This is a genomic window from Roseateles sp. P2_H4 (assembly GCF_056403315.1).
In genome coordinates this window covers 30,428-45,707 of record NZ_JBFUFR010000033.1, presented here as the reverse complement: position 1 = coordinate 45,707, position 15,280 = coordinate 30,428, and the positions used below count along the sequence as shown (strand labels likewise).

Here is a 15,280-nt window from a genome sequence, read left to right as displayed (position 1 = left end):
AGAGCGGTCGGATTCTAGGGAGGGCTCGTGTCAGTGACGCAGCGCCGCTTCCAGTTCCAGCAGGGGCCGCTTGAAGTAGGGTGCGACGTCGGGCTGCGCCTTGAAGGCCTGGCGGGCCTGGGCTGCCAGTGCGAGGGCGCCAGTGCGGTCGCCAGCGGCCAGAGCGCACAGGCCGGCGTGGGCGCGCAGCCAGGCGGGGCGGGGTGCGGCGGGGTTGCGGTCCTGCAGCAGGGCCTCGGCCTGCGCGACCAGCTCGTCCCGACCCCGCGCGGCCTGGCCTTGCGTGCAGGCGAGCTGGGCGGCGACGGCGGCGGTGCTGAACAGCTCCTCGCGCACGGCCCTGACCGGCACCGGCGGCTGCCCCTGCACGGCGCTTGCCGCAGCAGCGGGGCGGTCCAGGTCGAGCAGAATCTGCGCCCGCACCCAGGCCAGTTGCGCGCGGGCGGCGATGGCTTGCGCGCCCATGCCCTCGATCGCCGGCGTGTGGTCCAGCCAGGCCAGCCCGGCTGCAGGGTCGCCGTGCCAGGCTTGCGCCAGCGCGGCGCGCGCGGTGTCGGCCGCCGTATCCGGATGCCCGACCATGCCCAATTGCGTGCGCCCCCGCGCCAGCCAGGCGCCGACATCCCGGGCGAAGGGGTCGCCCGTCGCCAGGCTCAGGTCACTCCAGAACCGCGCCCTGCGCAGCCCCTGCACCTCGCGTGGCAGTGGGCTTTGCCAGTCGCCGGAGCCCTTCGCGGCCCGTATGCCGGCCTGGACATCGCCATGGGTCAGGGCCAGGTCACCGCGCGCGTAGCCGATGCGGGTCGAGAGGTCCATCGGCCGGGCCCGCTGTGCGTCGATGAAGGCTTCGGCGGAGTCCACGGCCTCGGTAGCCTGGGCGAAGTTGAGCTGGCCGTGGCGCCAGGCCGCCACGGCGAACTCGGCCTCGACGACGCGGGCTTCGATGGCCGCCTCGCCGCCCTGTTCGCGCAAGCCCTGCGCGGTGGCCTGCACGAGCGGCCGGGCGGCCTCCAACTGGCCGCGTTCCACGAGGCTGTATGCCGCCAGCTGGCGCAACCGTTGGGCCAGCATCGGGTCGGGTCCTGCGGCCAGTTCGACGGCGCGCGCGAAATGGCCGTCGGCCTGCTCGAAGTGCCCGTCACGCTCGGCCATCTCGGCACGCAGCGCATGCCAGCGTGCGGCCGCCGTGGTGCTGGCAGGCAGGCGAGGCAGCAGCTCTTCCAGGGTCTTCAGCGGCGCTGCGGCTGCGTCGGGGCGTCCGCCCCACCAGATGGCCTGGGCGAGGCAGGCCAGGGCTTCGGCGCGCAGCACCGTGTCGCTGCCGGCCAGGATCAACACCTCGTGTGCCGCCGCTTCGGCTTCGGGCCATTGGCTGGCGCTCAACCAGGCCTGGGCGGCAAGCAGACGGGGCCTGGCGCGCTCGGCGGGTGAGGCGCCCGCGCGCTGCAGGGCCTCGAACTGCCGGCCGGCCTGTTGGGCGGCTAGCTGAGGCCGGCCCATGTCCAGGAAGAGCCGGGCGACGGCGCCCAGCAGTTCGGCCTGCAGCTCGGGTTCGCCGGTAAAGCGCTGCTCGATCAACGCGGCACTGTCAGCCAAGGCCAGCTCGGGCGTGGGGTAGCGGGCGTCGGCGCGGGCGTGGAAGGCCGTCTGGCTGGCGCGCAGCAGGGCCGCGGCAAAGCCGGTGACGACGCGCTGGCGTTGGGCGGCCAGTTCGGCACGCTGGGCCTGGCGCAGGGCGAGGCCGCCGCCCACGGCAAGGGCCATGACGACGATGGCCGTCGTCGCGAATGCCAGCCGGTGGCGGCGCAGCGTGCGGCCCAGGCGATACCAGGCGCTGTCCGGCTGGGCCAGCACGGCCTCGCCGCGCAGATGGCGCTCCAGATCCTGGGCGAAGGCGTCGACGCTGGCATAGCGCGCGGCGGGGTCGCGCTTCAGCGCCTTGGCGAGGATGGCGTCGATGTCGCCGCGCAGCGCACGGGCCGTCGAGCTGTCCTCGCAACGGCTGCTGGCCCGCTCGGGCTCGCCTTGCAGCACCGCCTCCTCCCAGGCGGCGCGGCTCGGGCGGGCCAGGCGATACGGCGTCTGTCCGGTCAGCAGCTCGAAGGCCAGCACGCCCAGGCTGTAGACGTCGGTGGCCACCGTCACGGGCTCGCCGCGCAATTGCTCGGGGGAGGCGTAGTGCGGCGTCAGGCGGCGCATGCCGTCCTCGGTCACGTCGGCAGCGGCATTGCCGAGCAGCCTGGCGATGCCGAAGTCCAGCAGCCGGACCTCGCCGCTCGGCGTGACGAGCACGTTGGACGGCTTGATGTCGCGGTGCACGACGAGGCGGCCATGGGCATAGCTGACGGCGCGCATGATCTGCAGCAGCAGGGCCAGCTTGTCCGCAACGCCGAGACCCTGCTCGCGGCACCAGGCGTCGATGGGCCGGCCGGCCACCAGTTCCAGGGCCAGATAGGGCCAGCCGCGCGCGTCGATGCCGGCGTCGTAGAGGCGGGCGATGTTTGGGTGCTCCAGCATGGCGCCGATGTCGCGCTCCTGGGCCATCAGCCTGGCCAGCCCGTCGCCCCAGGTCAGCCGCGGCAGCTTCAGCGCCACCTCGCGCTGGTAGCTGCCATCCGCCCGCTCGGCCCTCCAAACGCTGCCCATGCCGCCGCGGCCGATCTCCTCGATGAGGCGGTAGGGGCCGATGCGGTCGCCCGCGTGCACGGCCGCCGCATCCTCGCCCTCCCAGCTGCCCAGGCGCGGCAGGGTCAGGGGGTTGGGGGCTCGCGACAGCATGTCGCGCAGCGGCGCCGCCAGGTGGGCGGCCTCGGGTGGCAGGGCGGCGAGCCACGCTTCGCGGCGCTCCGGGGCGAGCGCCAGCGCTTCGTCGAGCAGCCGGCTCAGCCGGCTCATGTCCTCCGGGGTCAGCATCGCTTTACTCTTTTCATGGGGTTCGCACGCTAGGTCAGACGCAAGCGCGTGGCCAGAGCGGACATCCCCAGTCCGGATGATGGCCGTGGCGGCCGGGCGCTGGCAGCATGCGCCCGTGCCAGACGACACCATCGAAATCCTGATCGAGCAGGTCAATGCCGGTAGTGCCGGCGCCCAGGACCGCCTCTTCGCTGCCGCCTATAGCGAACTGCGCAAGCTGGCCCGCTCACGCCTGCGCGACGGCGGCCGCAACACCGTGCTCGACACGACGGTGCTGGTGCACGAGAGCTATCTGCGCTTCCTCGGCAGCGGCCGGTTGCGGCCGGACAGCCGGCGCGCCTTCTTCGCCTATGCCTCGCAGGTGATGCGCTCCGTCATCATCGACGCGGTGCGCGAGCGCCAGGCCCAGCGCCGCGGTGGCGACCTGGCCCGGCTGACACTGGACACCCACATCGCCGACAGCACGCCGGCCGGCGAAGACGAGGTGCTGAAGGTGCATGAGGCCCTCGAAGCGCTGGCCGCCGCCGAGCCGCGCCTGGCCAAGGTCGTCGAGATGCGCTACTTCGGTGGCTACAGCGACCTCGAGATCGCCGAGGCCCTGCAGCTCACCGACCGCACGGTGCGGCGCGACTGGGACAAGGCCAGGCTGCTGCTGGGGGTGTTGCTGGGGCAGTGAACGCTTCCATGAACCTAGGGGGGCGTGTCCGGATCGGGCGGCCGCCTGCGTCCTGAAGAGGGACGGGGTCTTTGCTCCGTCGCCTTCAATCCCTGGGAGTTCGACATGATTCAAGCGCAATTGCGACGCCTGCCGGCGGCCGCCCTCGCTACCCTGGCCCTGATGACCGGCGCGGCCCGGGCCGGCTTCATCCACGACGGTGTCGGGCTGAACGAGCCGCATCGCAGCGTCGATTTCGACGGTATCCCGCTGGGCCCCAACCAGCGCGTCACCGACCAGTTCCTCGGCCTGGGCCTGCGGTTCGAGGCCGCCTTTGCCAACGCCGACCTGGACCCGCGGTTTCCGAACATGAGCGGCAACCGGATCGGCAACTACCGGGCCGGCATCGGCCACGAGGACGACTTCACCATCCACTTCCTGGCGCCCACCACGGCCGCGGCGTTCGCGCTGGTGACGGCCGACCAGGGGATCTCGACCCTCGAGGCCTATCTGCACGGCGTGCTGGTCGAGGCGGCCACCGCGCCGTCGTCGGTGCTGGACCCGGTCAACATCTTTGGTTTCCGCGATATCGTCTTCGACGAACTGAGGATTCGCACCGCCAGCTTCGACGGGGCCTTGACGATAGACAATCTGCAGATCGCAAACGTGCCGGAGCCGGCCAGTGCCGGCCTGGTGTCGCTCAGCCTGGGCCTGGTCGCCTGGCTGCGGCGCCGGGCCATGGCTGGGACGGTGAGCCGAGAGTAAGGGCTTCGTCAGTGACTCCTCGCACAGTGCGCGCCAAGCAGCCAAACGAGGAGACACACCGATGAGCACGCTGAACACCTACGCCCCCAGCCCCGAATGGGTCGCCAATGCCCACGTCAAGGGTGAAGCAGGCTACGCCGCGCTGGTGGCCGAGGCTGAGAAGGACTACGCCGGCTTCTGGGCCCGCCAGGCCCGCGAGCTGCTGAGCTGGCAGACGCCCTTCACCAAGACGCTCAACGACAGCGATGCCCCGTTCTTCAAGTGGTTCGAGGACGGCAAGCTCAATGTCTCCTACAACTGCCTGGACCGCCATGTCGAGGCTGGCAAGGGCGGCAAGACCGCGCTGATCTTCGAGGCCGACGATGGCACGGTCACCAAGGTGACCTACGCCGAGCTGCTGGCCAAGGTCAGCCAGCTCGCCAACGCGCTGAAGGGCCGTGGCATCCAGAAGGGCGACCGCGTCGTCATCTACATGCCGATGTCCGTCGAAGGCGTGGTGGCCATGCAGGCCTGCGCGCGCATCGGTGCGACGCACTCGGTCGTGTTCGGCGGCTTCTCGGCCCAGTCGCTGCGCGACCGTGTGCAGGACGCCGGCGCCGTGGCCATCATCTGCGCCGACGAGCAGGCCCGCGGCGGCAAGGCCCTGCCGCTGAAGGCCATCGTCGACGAGGCGCTGGACGGCGGCTCGTGCCCGACGCTGAAGGACGTCATCGTCTACAAGCGCACCGGCGGAAAGATCAACTGGATCGACGGCCGCGACGTCTGGTTGCATGACCTGATGGACGCCGAGTCGACGAGCTGCGCGCCGGAATGGGTCGAGGCCGAGCACCCGCTCTTCCTGCTCTACACCTCGGGCTCCACCGGCAAGCCCAAGGGCGTGCAGCACAGCACCGGCGGCTATCTGCTGCATGCGGCGCTGACGACCAAGTGGACCTTCGACCTGAAGGACGACGACATCTTCTGGTGCACGGCCGACATCGGCTGGGTCACGGGCCACACCTACATCACCTACGGCCCGCTGGCCCTGGGTGGCACCGAGATCGTCTTCGAGGGCGTGCCCACCTACCCGGACGCCGGCCGCTTCTGGCAGATGATCGAGAAGCACAAGGTCACGATCTTCTACACGGCGCCCACGGCCATCCGCTCGCTGATCAAGGCGGCCGAGAGCAACGCCGCCGTCCACCCGGCGCGTTCCGACCTGAGCAGCCTGCGCCTGCTGGGCTCGGTGGGCGAGCCCATCAACCCCGCGGCTTGGGAGTGGTACTACGAGCACGTGGGCGGCAAGCGCTGCCCCATCGTCGACACCTTCTGGCAGACCGAGACCGGTGGTCACGTGATCACGCCGCTGCCGGGCGCGACGACGCTGGTGCCGGGCTCCTGCACGCTGCCCTTCCCGGGCATCACGGCGGCCATCGTCGACGAGACCGGCAACGACGTGCCCAACGGCCAGGGCGGCATCCTCGTCATCAAGAAGCCGTGGCCCAGCATGATCCGCACGATCTACGGTGACCCGGAGCGCTTCAAGAAGAGCTACTACCCGGCCGAGCTCAAGGGCTACTACCTGGCCGGCGACGGCGCCATCCGCGACGCCGAGACGGGCTACTTCACCATCACCGGCCGCATCGACGACGTGCTGAACGTGTCCGGCCACCGCATGGGCACGATGGAGATCGAGTCGGCCTTGGTCAGCTGCACCGAACTGGTGGCCGAGGCGGCCGTCGTCGGCCGCCCGGACGACACCACCGGCGAGGCCATCTGCGCCTTCGTCGTGCTGAAGCGCCCCCGCCCCAGCGGCGACGAGGCCAAGGCGATTGCCAAGCAGCTGCGCGACCACGTGGCCAAGGAGATCGGCCCCATCGCCAAGCCCAAGGACATCCGCTTCGGCGACAACCTGCCCAAGACGCGCTCGGGCAAGATCATGCGGCGGTTGTTGAGGTCGGTGGCCAAGGGGGAGAGCGTCACCCAGGACACGTCGACCTTGGAGAATCCCGCGATCCTTGAGCAATTGGGTCAGGCCTACTGACCCTGCTGCTCAAGCCGCACGAAGTGCGGAAGAGGCGAAGTCGACAGCGGGATTTGGGGAGTGCTCATGTGGCTTGCCACGTGAGCGATCACCAGAACCCGGCCATCCTGGAACAGCTCGGGCAGGCTTATTGACCCTGCGCCACCACGGGTGGCGGCAGGAAGGTGACGACCGGCCGCACCTCAATGTCGGTACCGAAGTGGCGACCGGGGAAGTCCCGGGCCAGGGCCAGTGCGGCAGGCAGGTCGGCGGCGGTCACCAGCGTGCAGCCTGCCAGGGACGATGCTTCGTGTTCGGCGTCGTCGGCGTCATGCCTGAGCACGCCACCGGCCTTGTCGAAGACGGACACCGCCAGCACCTGGCCGGCCTCGCGCCGGGCCAGGACCCATTCACGGATGCGCTGGGTGCGGTCGGTGAGTTCGGCGGTGTTCAGTGAGCGGGTGGGGCGGTAGAGGAAGGCGAAAACTTGCATGGCAGGTCGAGTGCGTTCAGGTGCAGCCAGCATGCCGGCAAGGCCTTTCGCGGGATTGGACAATTTCCGCAAACCCGCCTCGCACGACATGCAACTGATCGCGTCTGAAGTCTCCGCACCCGGCGGCCTGATCGAAGGTCTGGTGGTGCTGCGCGTGGCCGAGCCCTTGCAGCGCACATTGGTGGCCGAGAGCCGTGTCAGCGTCGGCCTGCGCATCGCCGGTTCGGCGCAGCAGTGGCGACACGGCGCCTGGGAAACGCTGCCGCGCTTCACGCTGACGGGCGTGCATTGCAGTTCGCGCACGATCCGCACTTCGGCGGGCGGTGTTCTCGTGTTGGCCCATCTGCATCCGGCGGCTGCTGCGGCCTTGGGCGTGGAGGCGCGCCAGATCGTCGACCGTAGCTGCGACCTGTCTGCCCTGTGGCCTGAGCAAGAGCTGCAGGTGCTCTGCGACCGCCTGGTCGAAGCGCCCGACGATGCGGCGCGCATGGGCCTGTTGGAGGCGGGTGTTGCAGAACGGATCGGCGCCGGCCCTGTTGCCGATGTGATGGCCGTCGCGGCGGTGAACCACATACGAGCCACCCCCGCGGACATCAGGATTTCGGCCCTGGCGCAGGTGCTGGGCGTCAGCGTCGACACGCTGGAGCGGCGCTTCACCGCCGCGGTGGGCGTCAGCCCCAAACGCTTCGCCCGGGCGGTGCGCTTGCGTTCCGCAGTGCTGAGCTATGCCGCGGACATGACGCTCACGGATGTGGCGATGGGCGCCGGCTACTACGATCAATCCCACTTCGTGCGCGAGATGCAGCGCGCCACGGGCCTGGCCCCGACGCTGCTGCTGCCGCGCCAGACCTATTGCTAGAAAAAAGGCCGCCCGGTGGGCGACCCTGGACACGCAGTCAACCGCTTCAGCCGCGCTGACGATTGCGCAGCTTCAGGCCCACCATACCCAGGCCGCCCAGCATCAGTGCCAGGCTGGCCGGCTCCGGCACAGCTGACACATTCAGCGCCTGGTCCAGATGGATCTTCAGGAACTCGGTGTTGTCCGAACCCAGGTTGCGGCCGCCGGTGCCGGGGTAGTTGTTGTCGTTGGCCACCAGCAGGGTGTGGGCGTCCAGGATGAGCACGCTCTCGATGGTCGTGAACGGGAAGGTGAAGGCGGTGCTGCCGTCGCCGTTCAGGTCGTGAGGGTCGGCGATGTCCATCAGATTGACCAATTCCGTCTTCAGCACGTTGCCGCTGCCATCCACCTGGCTCAAGTCGATCCTGAAGATCTTCTTGAAGGGCGTGCCGCCGCCGGTGGCCGTGGCGCCGTTGCGCTCGATGATCAGGAACTCGTGGTCGTTGATGGCCGTCATGTCACCGATGTTGGTGCCGGCGGTGTCGAGCTTGTAGGTCCATTGCTGGCCGGTGTAGGCCTCGGTGTTGACGTCGAAGGCGTTGATGCGCAGCGTCTTCGTCGGGTCGCCGGTGACCGTGCCTTCCAGCAGCGTGTAGAGGCGGTCGCCATTCGGGTTGATGGCCATGCCTTCGAAGCCGTTGGAGCGGCCCAGCGTGGCGCTGGCGCTGCCGTTGATGACGGCCTCGTTCTGCGGCGACAGCACACCCAGCATGCCGATCTCGCGGCGCTGCACCACGCCCTGGGCATTGGTCTTGATCAGATAGGGGCCGAATTCGTCGCCGAACCACAGGTTGCCGTTCTTGTCCTTGCGCACCGATTCGATGTCGAGGTCGGCGCCGGTCAGTTGGCGGCCGGAGCGGATGCTGGCGGCGACCAGCGGGTTGGCCGCGCTGTTGTAGTAGCGGCTGTAGTCGGCCTGGATCTTGATGGGCAGCAGATTGTTCGGGTCGGACAGGCCCATATAGCTGCCGGCCGTGAAGCCGGGCATCGCCGCGCCGCTCGTGAAGTTGGCTGCCGAGATGGTGCCGCTGCCGCCGAGGGCCGTCTTGAAGTCGGGCGTGACGGCATACATGCGCAGCAGCGCGTCGGCCGAGTTTTCCTTGGCGCCGAAGCCGTTGTCCGGCATGAAGAGATAGGTGCCTGCCTTCGGGCCGGCCAGCACGGCGGAGAAGCCCTGCACGGATTGCTTGTCCAGCAGGGGCAGGGCGTTGCCACCCGCGCCGCTGGCGAACTGGCCGGTGGTCGGGCCTTCGGCGAAGGTGTTGGCCGGCATCAGCGCCCAGCCTTCCAGCGTGGCCGAGGCGGCCTGGGCGGCGCCCGCGGCGAACAGGGCGGCGACGGTCGCTGCGATGGCTGCGAGTTTGGGGATGCGGTGGTGGGTCATGGGCGGCGCCAGCAGAGCGCGCAGACGGCCTGCGCGCCGTGGATTCTTGGCAATTGCCATGACCGGGCCGTGAAGCCGGCCCCATGCGCCGCACTGGCGTTCCAGGGATTCACCGCCTCGAAAGGCAAACAGGCCCCGCGGGGCCTGTTCTGGCGGGGCGACGGCCTTATTTGACCGTCAGGATCCACTTCGCCAGCGTCTCGGCCTCTGCCGGGCTGACCTGGGTGTTGGCCGGCATGGGCACGGGGCCCCAGATGCCGGAGCCGCCCTTGACGATCTTGTCGGCCAGCTTCTTGTAGGCGTCCTTGTCCTTGGCGTACTTGGCCGCCACGTCCTTGTAGGCCGGGCCGACCAGCTTCTTGTCCAGCGCATGGCAGGCCATGCAGTTCTTCTTCTGCGCCAGCTCCTGGTTGGCGAAGGCGGCAGGGGCGATGACGAGGGCGAGGCTGAGAATCAGGACATTCTTCATGCGAACCTTTCGGGACGTTGGACTACAGTGGTTGCAAAGATACCTGAAGGAGAGCCCGCATGGGTTTCGTGTTGATCGGCGTGCTCTTGATCGTGTTGCGTCTGGGCGGCTGGGTGCAGTTCCACAAGGACGACTTCTGGGCCTGGATCATCGTGCTGTCGCCTTTTGCGCTGGCCGCGGTCTGGTGGGCCTGGGCGGATTCCAGCGGCCTGACGCAGAAGAAGGCCATGAACGCGCTGGACGCCAAGAAGGCGGCCCGGCGCGAGGAGCTGATGGAAGGGCTGGGGCAGGTCAAGCCGGGGACGAAGAAGAAACGCTGATCCATTCGAAGAGTTGACGCTGTCTCTTCGATCCAGCGCCCAAATTCGATCTGAAGCCGCCAGGCGGCTTCAGGCCAGCTTCGTGGCCGAAGCTGGCTGTGAGTTCGCGAGCGAACTCACTCGAATTTGTCCAGCACCGCCCCTGAGCTGGCGCTCGACGCATTCTTGGCAAACTTCGCCAGCACGCCCCGCGTGTAGCGCGGCGCCGGCTTGACCCAGGTCGTGCGGCGCTTGGCCAGCTCGGCGTCATCGACGTTCAGGTTCAGCACCAGCTGATGAGCATCGATGGTGATGGAGTCGCCCTCCTGCACCAGCGCGATGACGCCGCCCTCGTAGGCCTCGGGCGCCACATGCCCGACGACCATGCCCCAGGTGCCCCCAGAGAAGCGGCCGTCGGTGATGAGGCCGACGCTTTCCCCCAGGCCCTGGCCGATCAGCGCACCGGTGGGCGCCAGCATCTCCGGCATGCCCGGGCCGCCCTTGGGGCCGAGATAGCGCAGCACCATGACGTCGCCGGCCACGATCTTGTTGGCCATGATGGCGGCGAGCGCGCTCTGTTCGTCGTCGAAGACACGTGCCGGGCCGGTCATCACCGGCGTCTTGAGGCCGGTGATCTTGGCCACGCAGCCTTCCGGGCTCAGATTGCCGCGCAGGATGGCGAGGTGGCCCTCGGCGTAGATGGGCTTGGCGACGGGCTGGATGACGTCCTGCTCGGCGCTCAGCGCCGGCACGTCGGCCAGGTTCTCGGCCACGGTCTTGCCGGTGATGGTGATGCAGTCGCCGTGCAGCAGGCCGGCGCTCAGCAGCTCCTTCATGACGGCGGGCACGCCGCCGGCCTTGTGCAGGTCCACGGCCAGGTATTTGCCGCTGGGCTTGAGGTTGCACAGCACCGGGATCTTCTTGCGCATGCGCTCGAAGTCGTCGATGGTCCAGTCCACCTCGGCCGCGTGGGCGATGGCCAGGAAGTGGAGCACCGCATTCGTCGAGCCGCCGGTGGCCATGATGACGGCGACGGCGTTCTCGATGGCCTCCTTGGTGACGATGTCGCGCGGCTTCAGGTCGGCCTTCACGGCTTCCACCAGGCAGTCGGCGGCCAGCTTGACGTTCTCGACCACCTCGTCCTCGACGTTGGACATGCTGGACGAGTAGGGCAGGCTCATGCCCAGGGCCTCGAAGGCCGAGCTCATGGTATTGGCCGTGTACATGCCGCCGCAGGAGCCGCTGCCGGGGATGGCGCGCTTCTCGATCTGGCAGAAGTCTTCCTCACTCATCTTGCCGGCGCTGAACTGGCCGACGGCCTCGAAGACGCTGACGATGTTGAGGTCCTGGCCCTTGTAGTGGCCGGGCTTGATGGTGCCGCCGTAGATGTAGATGGCCGGCACATTGGCGCGCAGCATGCCCATCATGCCGCCGGGCATGTTCTTGTCGCAGCCACCGATGACCATGACGCCGTCCAGCCACTGTCCGCCCACGCAGGTCTCGACGCAGTCGGAGATGACCTCGCGCGACACCAGGCTGTACTTCATGCCCTCGGTGCCCATGGCCATGCCGTCGGAGATGGTCGGCGTGCCGAACAGCTGGGCGTTGGCGCCGGCCGCCTTCAGGCCGATGACGGCCGCGTCGGCGAGCTTTTGCAGGCCGGAATTGCAGGGCGTGATGGTGGAGTGGCCGTTGGCGATGCCGATCATCGGCTTGCCGAAATCGCTCTCCTGGTAGCCCATGCCGTAGTACATGGAGCGGTTGGGCGCGCGGGCAACGCCCTCGGTGATGTTCTTGCTACGGCGGTTGAAGCTCATGGCTGACTCCTGGAGAAGCCGGCAGTTTGGCGCGGGTGGCGATGCTTTTCAAATATATTGTTCACTCTGCATTGATATGCATGGTGAATCAATGATCGAGCTGAGACCCCTCCAGCAATTCCTTGCCGTGGCCGAGCTGCTGCACTTCGGCCGCGCCGCCGAGCGCCTGCACATGAGCCAGCCGCCGCTGACCCAGGCCGTGCGCAAGCTGGAGGCCCAGCTCGGCGTGCAGCTCTTCGAGCGCAGCAGCCGCAGCGTGCGCCTCACGCCGGCCGGCGCGGCGCTGCAGGCGTCGGCCCAAAGGCTGCTGCTGGACGCCGCTGCGTTGCCGGCCGAGGTGAGGGCGGTGGCGGATGGCCTGGCGGGGCGGCTGCGCCTGGCCTTCGTGTCGACCGTCGGCTTCGGTGGCCTGCCGCAGTGGCTGCGGTCTTTCCGCGAGGCCTGCCCGCAGGTGGTGCTGGCGCTGCGCGAGGCGACGCTGGACGTGCAGTTGCGCGAATTCGAGGCCGGCAGCATCGACGCCGGCTTCGTCATCCACACGCCGGGCGCCGCGCCGGCGGGCTTCCAGCGCCTGTCCATCGGCGTCGAGCCGCTGTTGCTGGCCCTGCCCAGCAGTGACGAGACGCCCAGTGATGCCCAATGCCGTGCGGCGCCGCTGGTGATCTTCCCGCGCGACGTGGCGCCTTCGCTCTACGACGCCATCCTGGTCCACCACGGCGGCGCCGGTGTCGCCCAGGAGGCCATCCAGATGCAGACCATCGTCAACCTCGTGTCCGCCGCCATCGGCGTGGCCTGGGTGCCGGCCAGCCTGCAGGGCCTGCAGCGCGCCGGCGTGAGCTACCGTGCCATGCCCGGCGCGCCCCAGGTCGAGACCAGCCTGATCTGGCGCGCCGATGCGCCGCCGGTGGTGGCTCGATTCGTCGAGCACGTTGCCAGCCATGCCTGAAGTCACGCCGGGCAAACCCGAACATCCGTGAACTGCTTCACAGCGTTGACGCCCCACCTTCCTGGAGTCCCTTGCATGACCCTTCGTTTGCTTCCCCTCGTACTGGCCATGGTCGCCGGCGCCGCTCGCGCCGACCTGCTCAAGGACCCGCAGTGGCAGGCCTGGCTCGACGCCGGCAAGACCGCCGACCTCGTGCGCGCCGCCAAGGCCAAGGGCGATGACGACCAGGCCGCCGTGGCCCTCGCCATGGCCGCCGTGGAAGACAACGACGGCGCCCGCCTGGAGGCCGCCGTGCCGCCCCTGCAGGTCTGCGTCGACAAGCGCCCGCAGGCCGTCTGCGCCTATGCCCTCGGCCGCGTCTACGGCCAGCAGGCCATGACGGCCAGCGTCTTCAAGATGCCGGGCCTGGCCACCAAGACCAAGGAGCAGTTGTCAAGGCGGTCGAGCTGGATCCGCAGCTTTTCGAGGCGCGCAGCGGCCTGGCGCAGTTCTATCTGATGGCGCCCGGGTTTGCCGGTGGCAGCACGGCCAAGGCCAAGGAACTGGCGGAGCAGGCCCAGCCGCGCCAGCCCGAACAGGCCAAGGTGCTGCGCGCCCTGGTGGCGATGAACGAGAAGGATTGGGCCGGCGCGGAGCGCGAACTGGGCGGCGTGAAGGGGGGCGACGACCACGCCCTGCAGCGCGAATTGCGCGGCGCGTGGACGCGTGTCGGCTTCGAGCACATGGAGCAGAAGAACTTCGTCAAGGCCCGCGGCGTGTTCGAGGCGCTGCAGCGCGACTACCCGGCGCATGCGGCCGGACCCTATGGCCTGGGCCGCACGGCGCTGGACCAAGGGCAGCCCGAAGACGCCATCAAGTCCCTGGAGCGCGCCCGCGCCCTGGAAGGCGCCGAGCGCCTGCCCATCGACCACCGCCTCGGCCAGGCCCTGCTGGCCAAGGGAGACAAGGCCGGTGCCAAGGCGGCGCTGGAGCGTTTCGTGCAGAACAAGCGCGCCAATCCGCGCAATGTCGAGGAAGCGAAAAAGCTGCTGGCCAGCCTCGCCTGACGGCAAGGGAAGGGCGCTGGCTATGATGCCGGCCGCTCTTCTTCCCATCGAGCCATGCTGGTTCATCCTCAGTTCGACCCCATCGCCATCCACATCGGCTCCGGGGGCATCCATTGGTATGGCATCACCTACCTGATCGCCTTCGGCCTCTTCCTGTGGCTGGCCACGCTGCGCTCGCGCATGCCCCAGCACGTCGCCGTCGGCTGGACCAAGCGGGACGTCGATGACGTGCTGTTCTACGGTGTGCTGGGTGTCGTGCTGGGCGGGCGGCTGGGCTACTGCTTCTTCTACAAGCCCGGCTACTACTTCCAGCACCTGACCGAGATCATACGGGTCTGGGATGGCGGCATGTCCTTCCATGGCGGCCTGCTCGGCGTGCTGCTGGGCCTGTATTTCTTCGGCCGCCGCCGCGGCCGCAGCTTCTTCGAGGTGTCCGACCTGGTCGCCCCCTGCGTGCCGACCGGCATCGTCTCGGTGCGGCTGGGCAATTTCATCAATGGCGAGCTGTGGGGGCGCGCGGCGCCGGCCGACCTGCCCTGGGCCATGATCTTCCCGCAGGCCAATGACGGCGGCATCGCCCGGCATCCTTCGCAGCTCTACCAGGCGTCGGGTGAAGGCCTGCTGCTTTTCATCATCCTGTGGTTCTATGCCCGCAAGCCGCGTGCGACCGGTCAGATCTCCGGTGTCTTCATGATGGGCTATGGCGCGCTGCGCTTCGTCGCCGAATACTTCCGCGAGCCCGATGATTTCCTGGGCCTGCGTGCGCTGAGCTGGAGCCAGGGCCAGTGGCTGAGCCTGCCGATGATCATCGTGGGCGCCGCCATCTTTGCCTGGGCAACCAAGCGAAACACGAGACCTGCATGAGACAGATCTTCTTCGACACCGAAACCACCGGCCTGGAGGCCGACAAGGGCGACCGCGTCATCGAGGTGGGCTGCGTGGAGATGGTCAACCGCCAGTTGACCGGCAACCACCTGCACCTCTACATCAACCCCGAACGCGCCAGCCACGAGGATGCGCTGCGCGTGCACGGGCTGACCGAGGCCTTTTTGTCCGACAAGCCCAAGTTCGCCGAGATCGTCGACCAACTGCTCGACTTTCTCGCCGGTGCCGAGCTGGTCATCCACAACGCGCCGTTCGACATCGGCTTCATCAATGCTGAGCTCAAGCGCCTGAAGCGCGGCGTGCTGACCGATCATGTCGGCGGCGTGCGCGACACGCTGCTGATGGCGCGCGAGCTCTTCCCCGGCAAGGCCAATTCGCTGGACGCGTTGTGCCGCCGCCTGGAAGTGGACAACACCAAGCGCGTGCTGCACGGCGCGCTGCTGGACGCCGAACTGCTCGCCGACGTCTACATCCGCCTGACGCGCGGCCAGGACGCGCTGCTGATGGACGAGCATGGCGACGGCGCCGGTGGTGACGGCCACGCGGCCGTCGAAGTGCTGGACCTGAGCCGCTTCGAGCTGCCGGTGCTGCGGGCCAGCGATGCCGAGGTGGCCGCCCACGCCAAGCTGCTCACCGATCTGGACAAGGCGGCGGGCGGCGCCTGTCAGTGGCGCAAAGTCGAGCCAGCGCCTCAAGCCGTGGCATAAT

Annotated in this window: 15 protein-coding genes; 10 read left to right on the top strand and 5 right to left on the bottom strand. The window is 68.7% G+C overall.

The window, feature by feature from the left end; genetic code table 11:
- Positions 1–30: 30 nt before the first annotated feature.
- A complete protein-coding gene (locus AC1DW3_RS22475) occupies positions 31–2,913 on the bottom strand; it encodes a protein kinase domain-containing protein (RefSeq protein ID WP_477935057.1) in 2,883 nt (960 codons plus the stop codon).
- Positions 2,914–3,028: 115 nt separating this feature from the next.
- Between AC1DW3_RS22475 and AC1DW3_RS22470 the strand changes: the two genes are divergently transcribed.
- The 3 genes from AC1DW3_RS22470 to acs all read left to right on the top strand — a co-directional run bounded on the left by AC1DW3_RS22470 (position 3,029) and on the right by acs (position 6,356).
- Positions 3,029–3,589 (top strand): ECF-type sigma factor, encoded by a 561-nt coding sequence (locus AC1DW3_RS22470; protein ID WP_477935055.1) that lies wholly within the window; start codon positions 3,029–3,031, stop codon positions 3,587–3,589.
- A 105-nt stretch (positions 3,590–3,694) separates the two neighbouring features.
- Positions 3,695–4,333 carry a PEP-CTERM sorting domain-containing protein gene (locus AC1DW3_RS22465; RefSeq protein WP_477935053.1) on the top strand — a complete coding sequence of 213 codons (639 nt, stop codon included), beginning with the start codon at positions 3,695–3,697 and terminating at the stop codon, positions 4,331–4,333.
- A 61-nt stretch (positions 4,334–4,394) separates the two neighbouring features.
- The gene (gene acs / locus AC1DW3_RS22460; RefSeq protein ID WP_477935051.1) at positions 4,395–6,356 is read left to right on the top strand and encodes an acetate--CoA ligase; all 1,962 of its coding nucleotides are present in this window, start codon (positions 4,395–4,397) and stop codon (positions 6,354–6,356) included.
- 127 nt (positions 6,357–6,483) lie between these two features.
- Here acs and AC1DW3_RS22455 read toward each other — a convergent pair whose 3' ends face one another.
- Positions 6,484–6,828, bottom strand: a complete 345-nt coding sequence (locus AC1DW3_RS22455; RefSeq protein ID WP_477935049.1) for a hypothetical protein — start codon at positions 6,826–6,828, stop codon at positions 6,484–6,486.
- 88 nt (positions 6,829–6,916) lie between these two features.
- Between AC1DW3_RS22455 and AC1DW3_RS22450 the strand changes: the two genes are divergently transcribed.
- Positions 6,917–7,687, top strand: a complete 771-nt coding sequence (locus AC1DW3_RS22450; protein ID WP_477935047.1) for an AraC family transcriptional regulator — start codon at positions 6,917–6,919, stop codon at positions 7,685–7,687.
- 46 nt (positions 7,688–7,733) lie between these two features.
- On the opposite strand, the gene AC1DW3_RS22445 is transcribed toward AC1DW3_RS22450, so the two are convergent.
- Complete coding sequence (locus tag AC1DW3_RS22445; protein ID WP_477935045.1) at positions 7,734–9,110, bottom strand: esterase-like activity of phytase family protein; 1,377 nt, start codon at positions 9,108–9,110, stop codon at positions 7,734–7,736.
- 166 nt (positions 9,111–9,276) lie between these two features.
- Positions 9,277–9,579, bottom strand: a complete 303-nt coding sequence (locus tag AC1DW3_RS22440) for a c-type cytochrome (protein WP_477935043.1) — start codon at positions 9,577–9,579, stop codon at positions 9,277–9,279.
- A gap of 59 nt (positions 9,580–9,638) precedes the next feature.
- Here AC1DW3_RS22440 and AC1DW3_RS22435 point away from each other — a divergent pair, with 59 nt between their 5' ends.
- Positions 9,639–9,899 carry a TIGR04438 family Trp-rich protein gene (locus AC1DW3_RS22435; protein ID WP_477935041.1) on the top strand — a complete coding sequence of 87 codons (261 nt, stop codon included), beginning with the start codon at positions 9,639–9,641 and terminating at the stop codon, positions 9,897–9,899.
- Between the two features lie 116 nt (positions 9,900–10,015).
- On the opposite strand, the gene ilvD is transcribed toward AC1DW3_RS22435, so the two are convergent.
- Positions 10,016–11,695 (bottom strand): dihydroxy-acid dehydratase, encoded by a 1,680-nt coding sequence (gene ilvD, locus AC1DW3_RS22430; protein WP_477935039.1) that lies wholly within the window; start codon positions 11,693–11,695, stop codon positions 10,016–10,018.
- Positions 11,696–11,786: 91 nt separating this feature from the next.
- On the opposite strand from ilvD, the gene AC1DW3_RS22425 reads away from it, so the two are divergent.
- The 5 genes from AC1DW3_RS22425 to dnaQ all read left to right on the top strand — a co-directional run bounded on the left by AC1DW3_RS22425 (position 11,787) and on the right by dnaQ (position 15,279).
- Entirely contained in the window at positions 11,787–12,641 is an 855-nt protein-coding gene (locus AC1DW3_RS22425) for a LysR family transcriptional regulator (RefSeq protein ID WP_477935037.1), read from the top strand.
- Between the two features lie 75 nt (positions 12,642–12,716).
- Positions 12,717–13,139: a hypothetical protein gene (locus tag AC1DW3_RS22420; protein ID WP_477935035.1), complete on the top strand. Its 423-nt coding sequence runs from the start codon at positions 12,717–12,719 to the stop codon at positions 13,137–13,139.
- Positions 13,139–13,687 carry a tetratricopeptide repeat protein gene (locus AC1DW3_RS22415; protein ID WP_477935033.1) on the top strand — a complete coding sequence of 183 codons (549 nt, stop codon included), beginning with the start codon at positions 13,139–13,141 and terminating at the stop codon, positions 13,685–13,687. The genes AC1DW3_RS22420 and AC1DW3_RS22415 overlap by 1 nt, the downstream gene beginning before the upstream one ends.
- 54 nt (positions 13,688–13,741) lie before the next feature.
- Positions 13,742–14,551, top strand: a complete 810-nt coding sequence (gene lgt / locus AC1DW3_RS22410; RefSeq protein ID WP_477935031.1) for a prolipoprotein diacylglyceryl transferase — start codon at positions 13,742–13,744, stop codon at positions 14,549–14,551.
- The gene (gene dnaQ / locus AC1DW3_RS22405) at positions 14,548–15,279 is read left to right on the top strand and encodes a DNA polymerase III subunit epsilon (RefSeq protein ID WP_477935029.1); all 732 of its coding nucleotides are present in this window, start codon (positions 14,548–14,550) and stop codon (positions 15,277–15,279) included. The genes lgt and dnaQ overlap by 4 nt, the downstream gene beginning before the upstream one ends.
- The last annotated feature ends 1 nt before the right edge of the window (position 15,280 follow it).

Coding starts and splice junctions, on each gene's coding strand:
- AC1DW3_RS22475 (WP_477935057.1), bottom strand. CDS start 2,913: ATGCTGACCCCGGAGGACATGAGCCGGCTGAGCCGGCTGCTCGACGAA.
- AC1DW3_RS22465 (WP_477935053.1), top strand. CDS start 3,695: ATGATTCAAGCGCAATTGCGACGCCTGCCGGCGGCCGCCCTCGCTACC.
- acs (WP_477935051.1), top strand. CDS start 4,395: ATGAGCACGCTGAACACCTACGCCCCCAGCCCCGAATGGGTCGCCAAT.
- AC1DW3_RS22455 (WP_477935049.1), bottom strand. CDS start 6,828: ATGCAAGTTTTCGCCTTCCTCTACCGCCCCACCCGCTCACTGAACACC.
- AC1DW3_RS22450 (WP_477935047.1), top strand. CDS start 6,917: ATGCAACTGATCGCGTCTGAAGTCTCCGCACCCGGCGGCCTGATCGAA.
- AC1DW3_RS22445 (WP_477935045.1), bottom strand. CDS start 9,110: ATGACCCACCACCGCATCCCCAAACTCGCAGCCATCGCAGCGACCGTC.
- AC1DW3_RS22440 (WP_477935043.1), bottom strand. CDS start 9,579: ATGAAGAATGTCCTGATTCTCAGCCTCGCCCTCGTCATCGCCCCTGCC.
- AC1DW3_RS22435 (WP_477935041.1), top strand. CDS start 9,639: ATGGGTTTCGTGTTGATCGGCGTGCTCTTGATCGTGTTGCGTCTGGGC.
- ilvD (WP_477935039.1), bottom strand. CDS start 11,695: ATGAGCTTCAACCGCCGTAGCAAGAACATCACCGAGGGCGTTGCCCGC.
- AC1DW3_RS22425 (WP_477935037.1), top strand. CDS start 11,787: ATGATCGAGCTGAGACCCCTCCAGCAATTCCTTGCCGTGGCCGAGCTG.
- AC1DW3_RS22420 (WP_477935035.1), top strand. CDS start 12,717: ATGACCCTTCGTTTGCTTCCCCTCGTACTGGCCATGGTCGCCGGCGCC.
- AC1DW3_RS22415 (WP_477935033.1), top strand. CDS start 13,139: ATGGCGCCCGGGTTTGCCGGTGGCAGCACGGCCAAGGCCAAGGAACTG.
- lgt (WP_477935031.1), top strand. CDS start 13,742: ATGCTGGTTCATCCTCAGTTCGACCCCATCGCCATCCACATCGGCTCC.
- dnaQ (WP_477935029.1), top strand. CDS start 14,548: ATGAGACAGATCTTCTTCGACACCGAAACCACCGGCCTGGAGGCCGAC.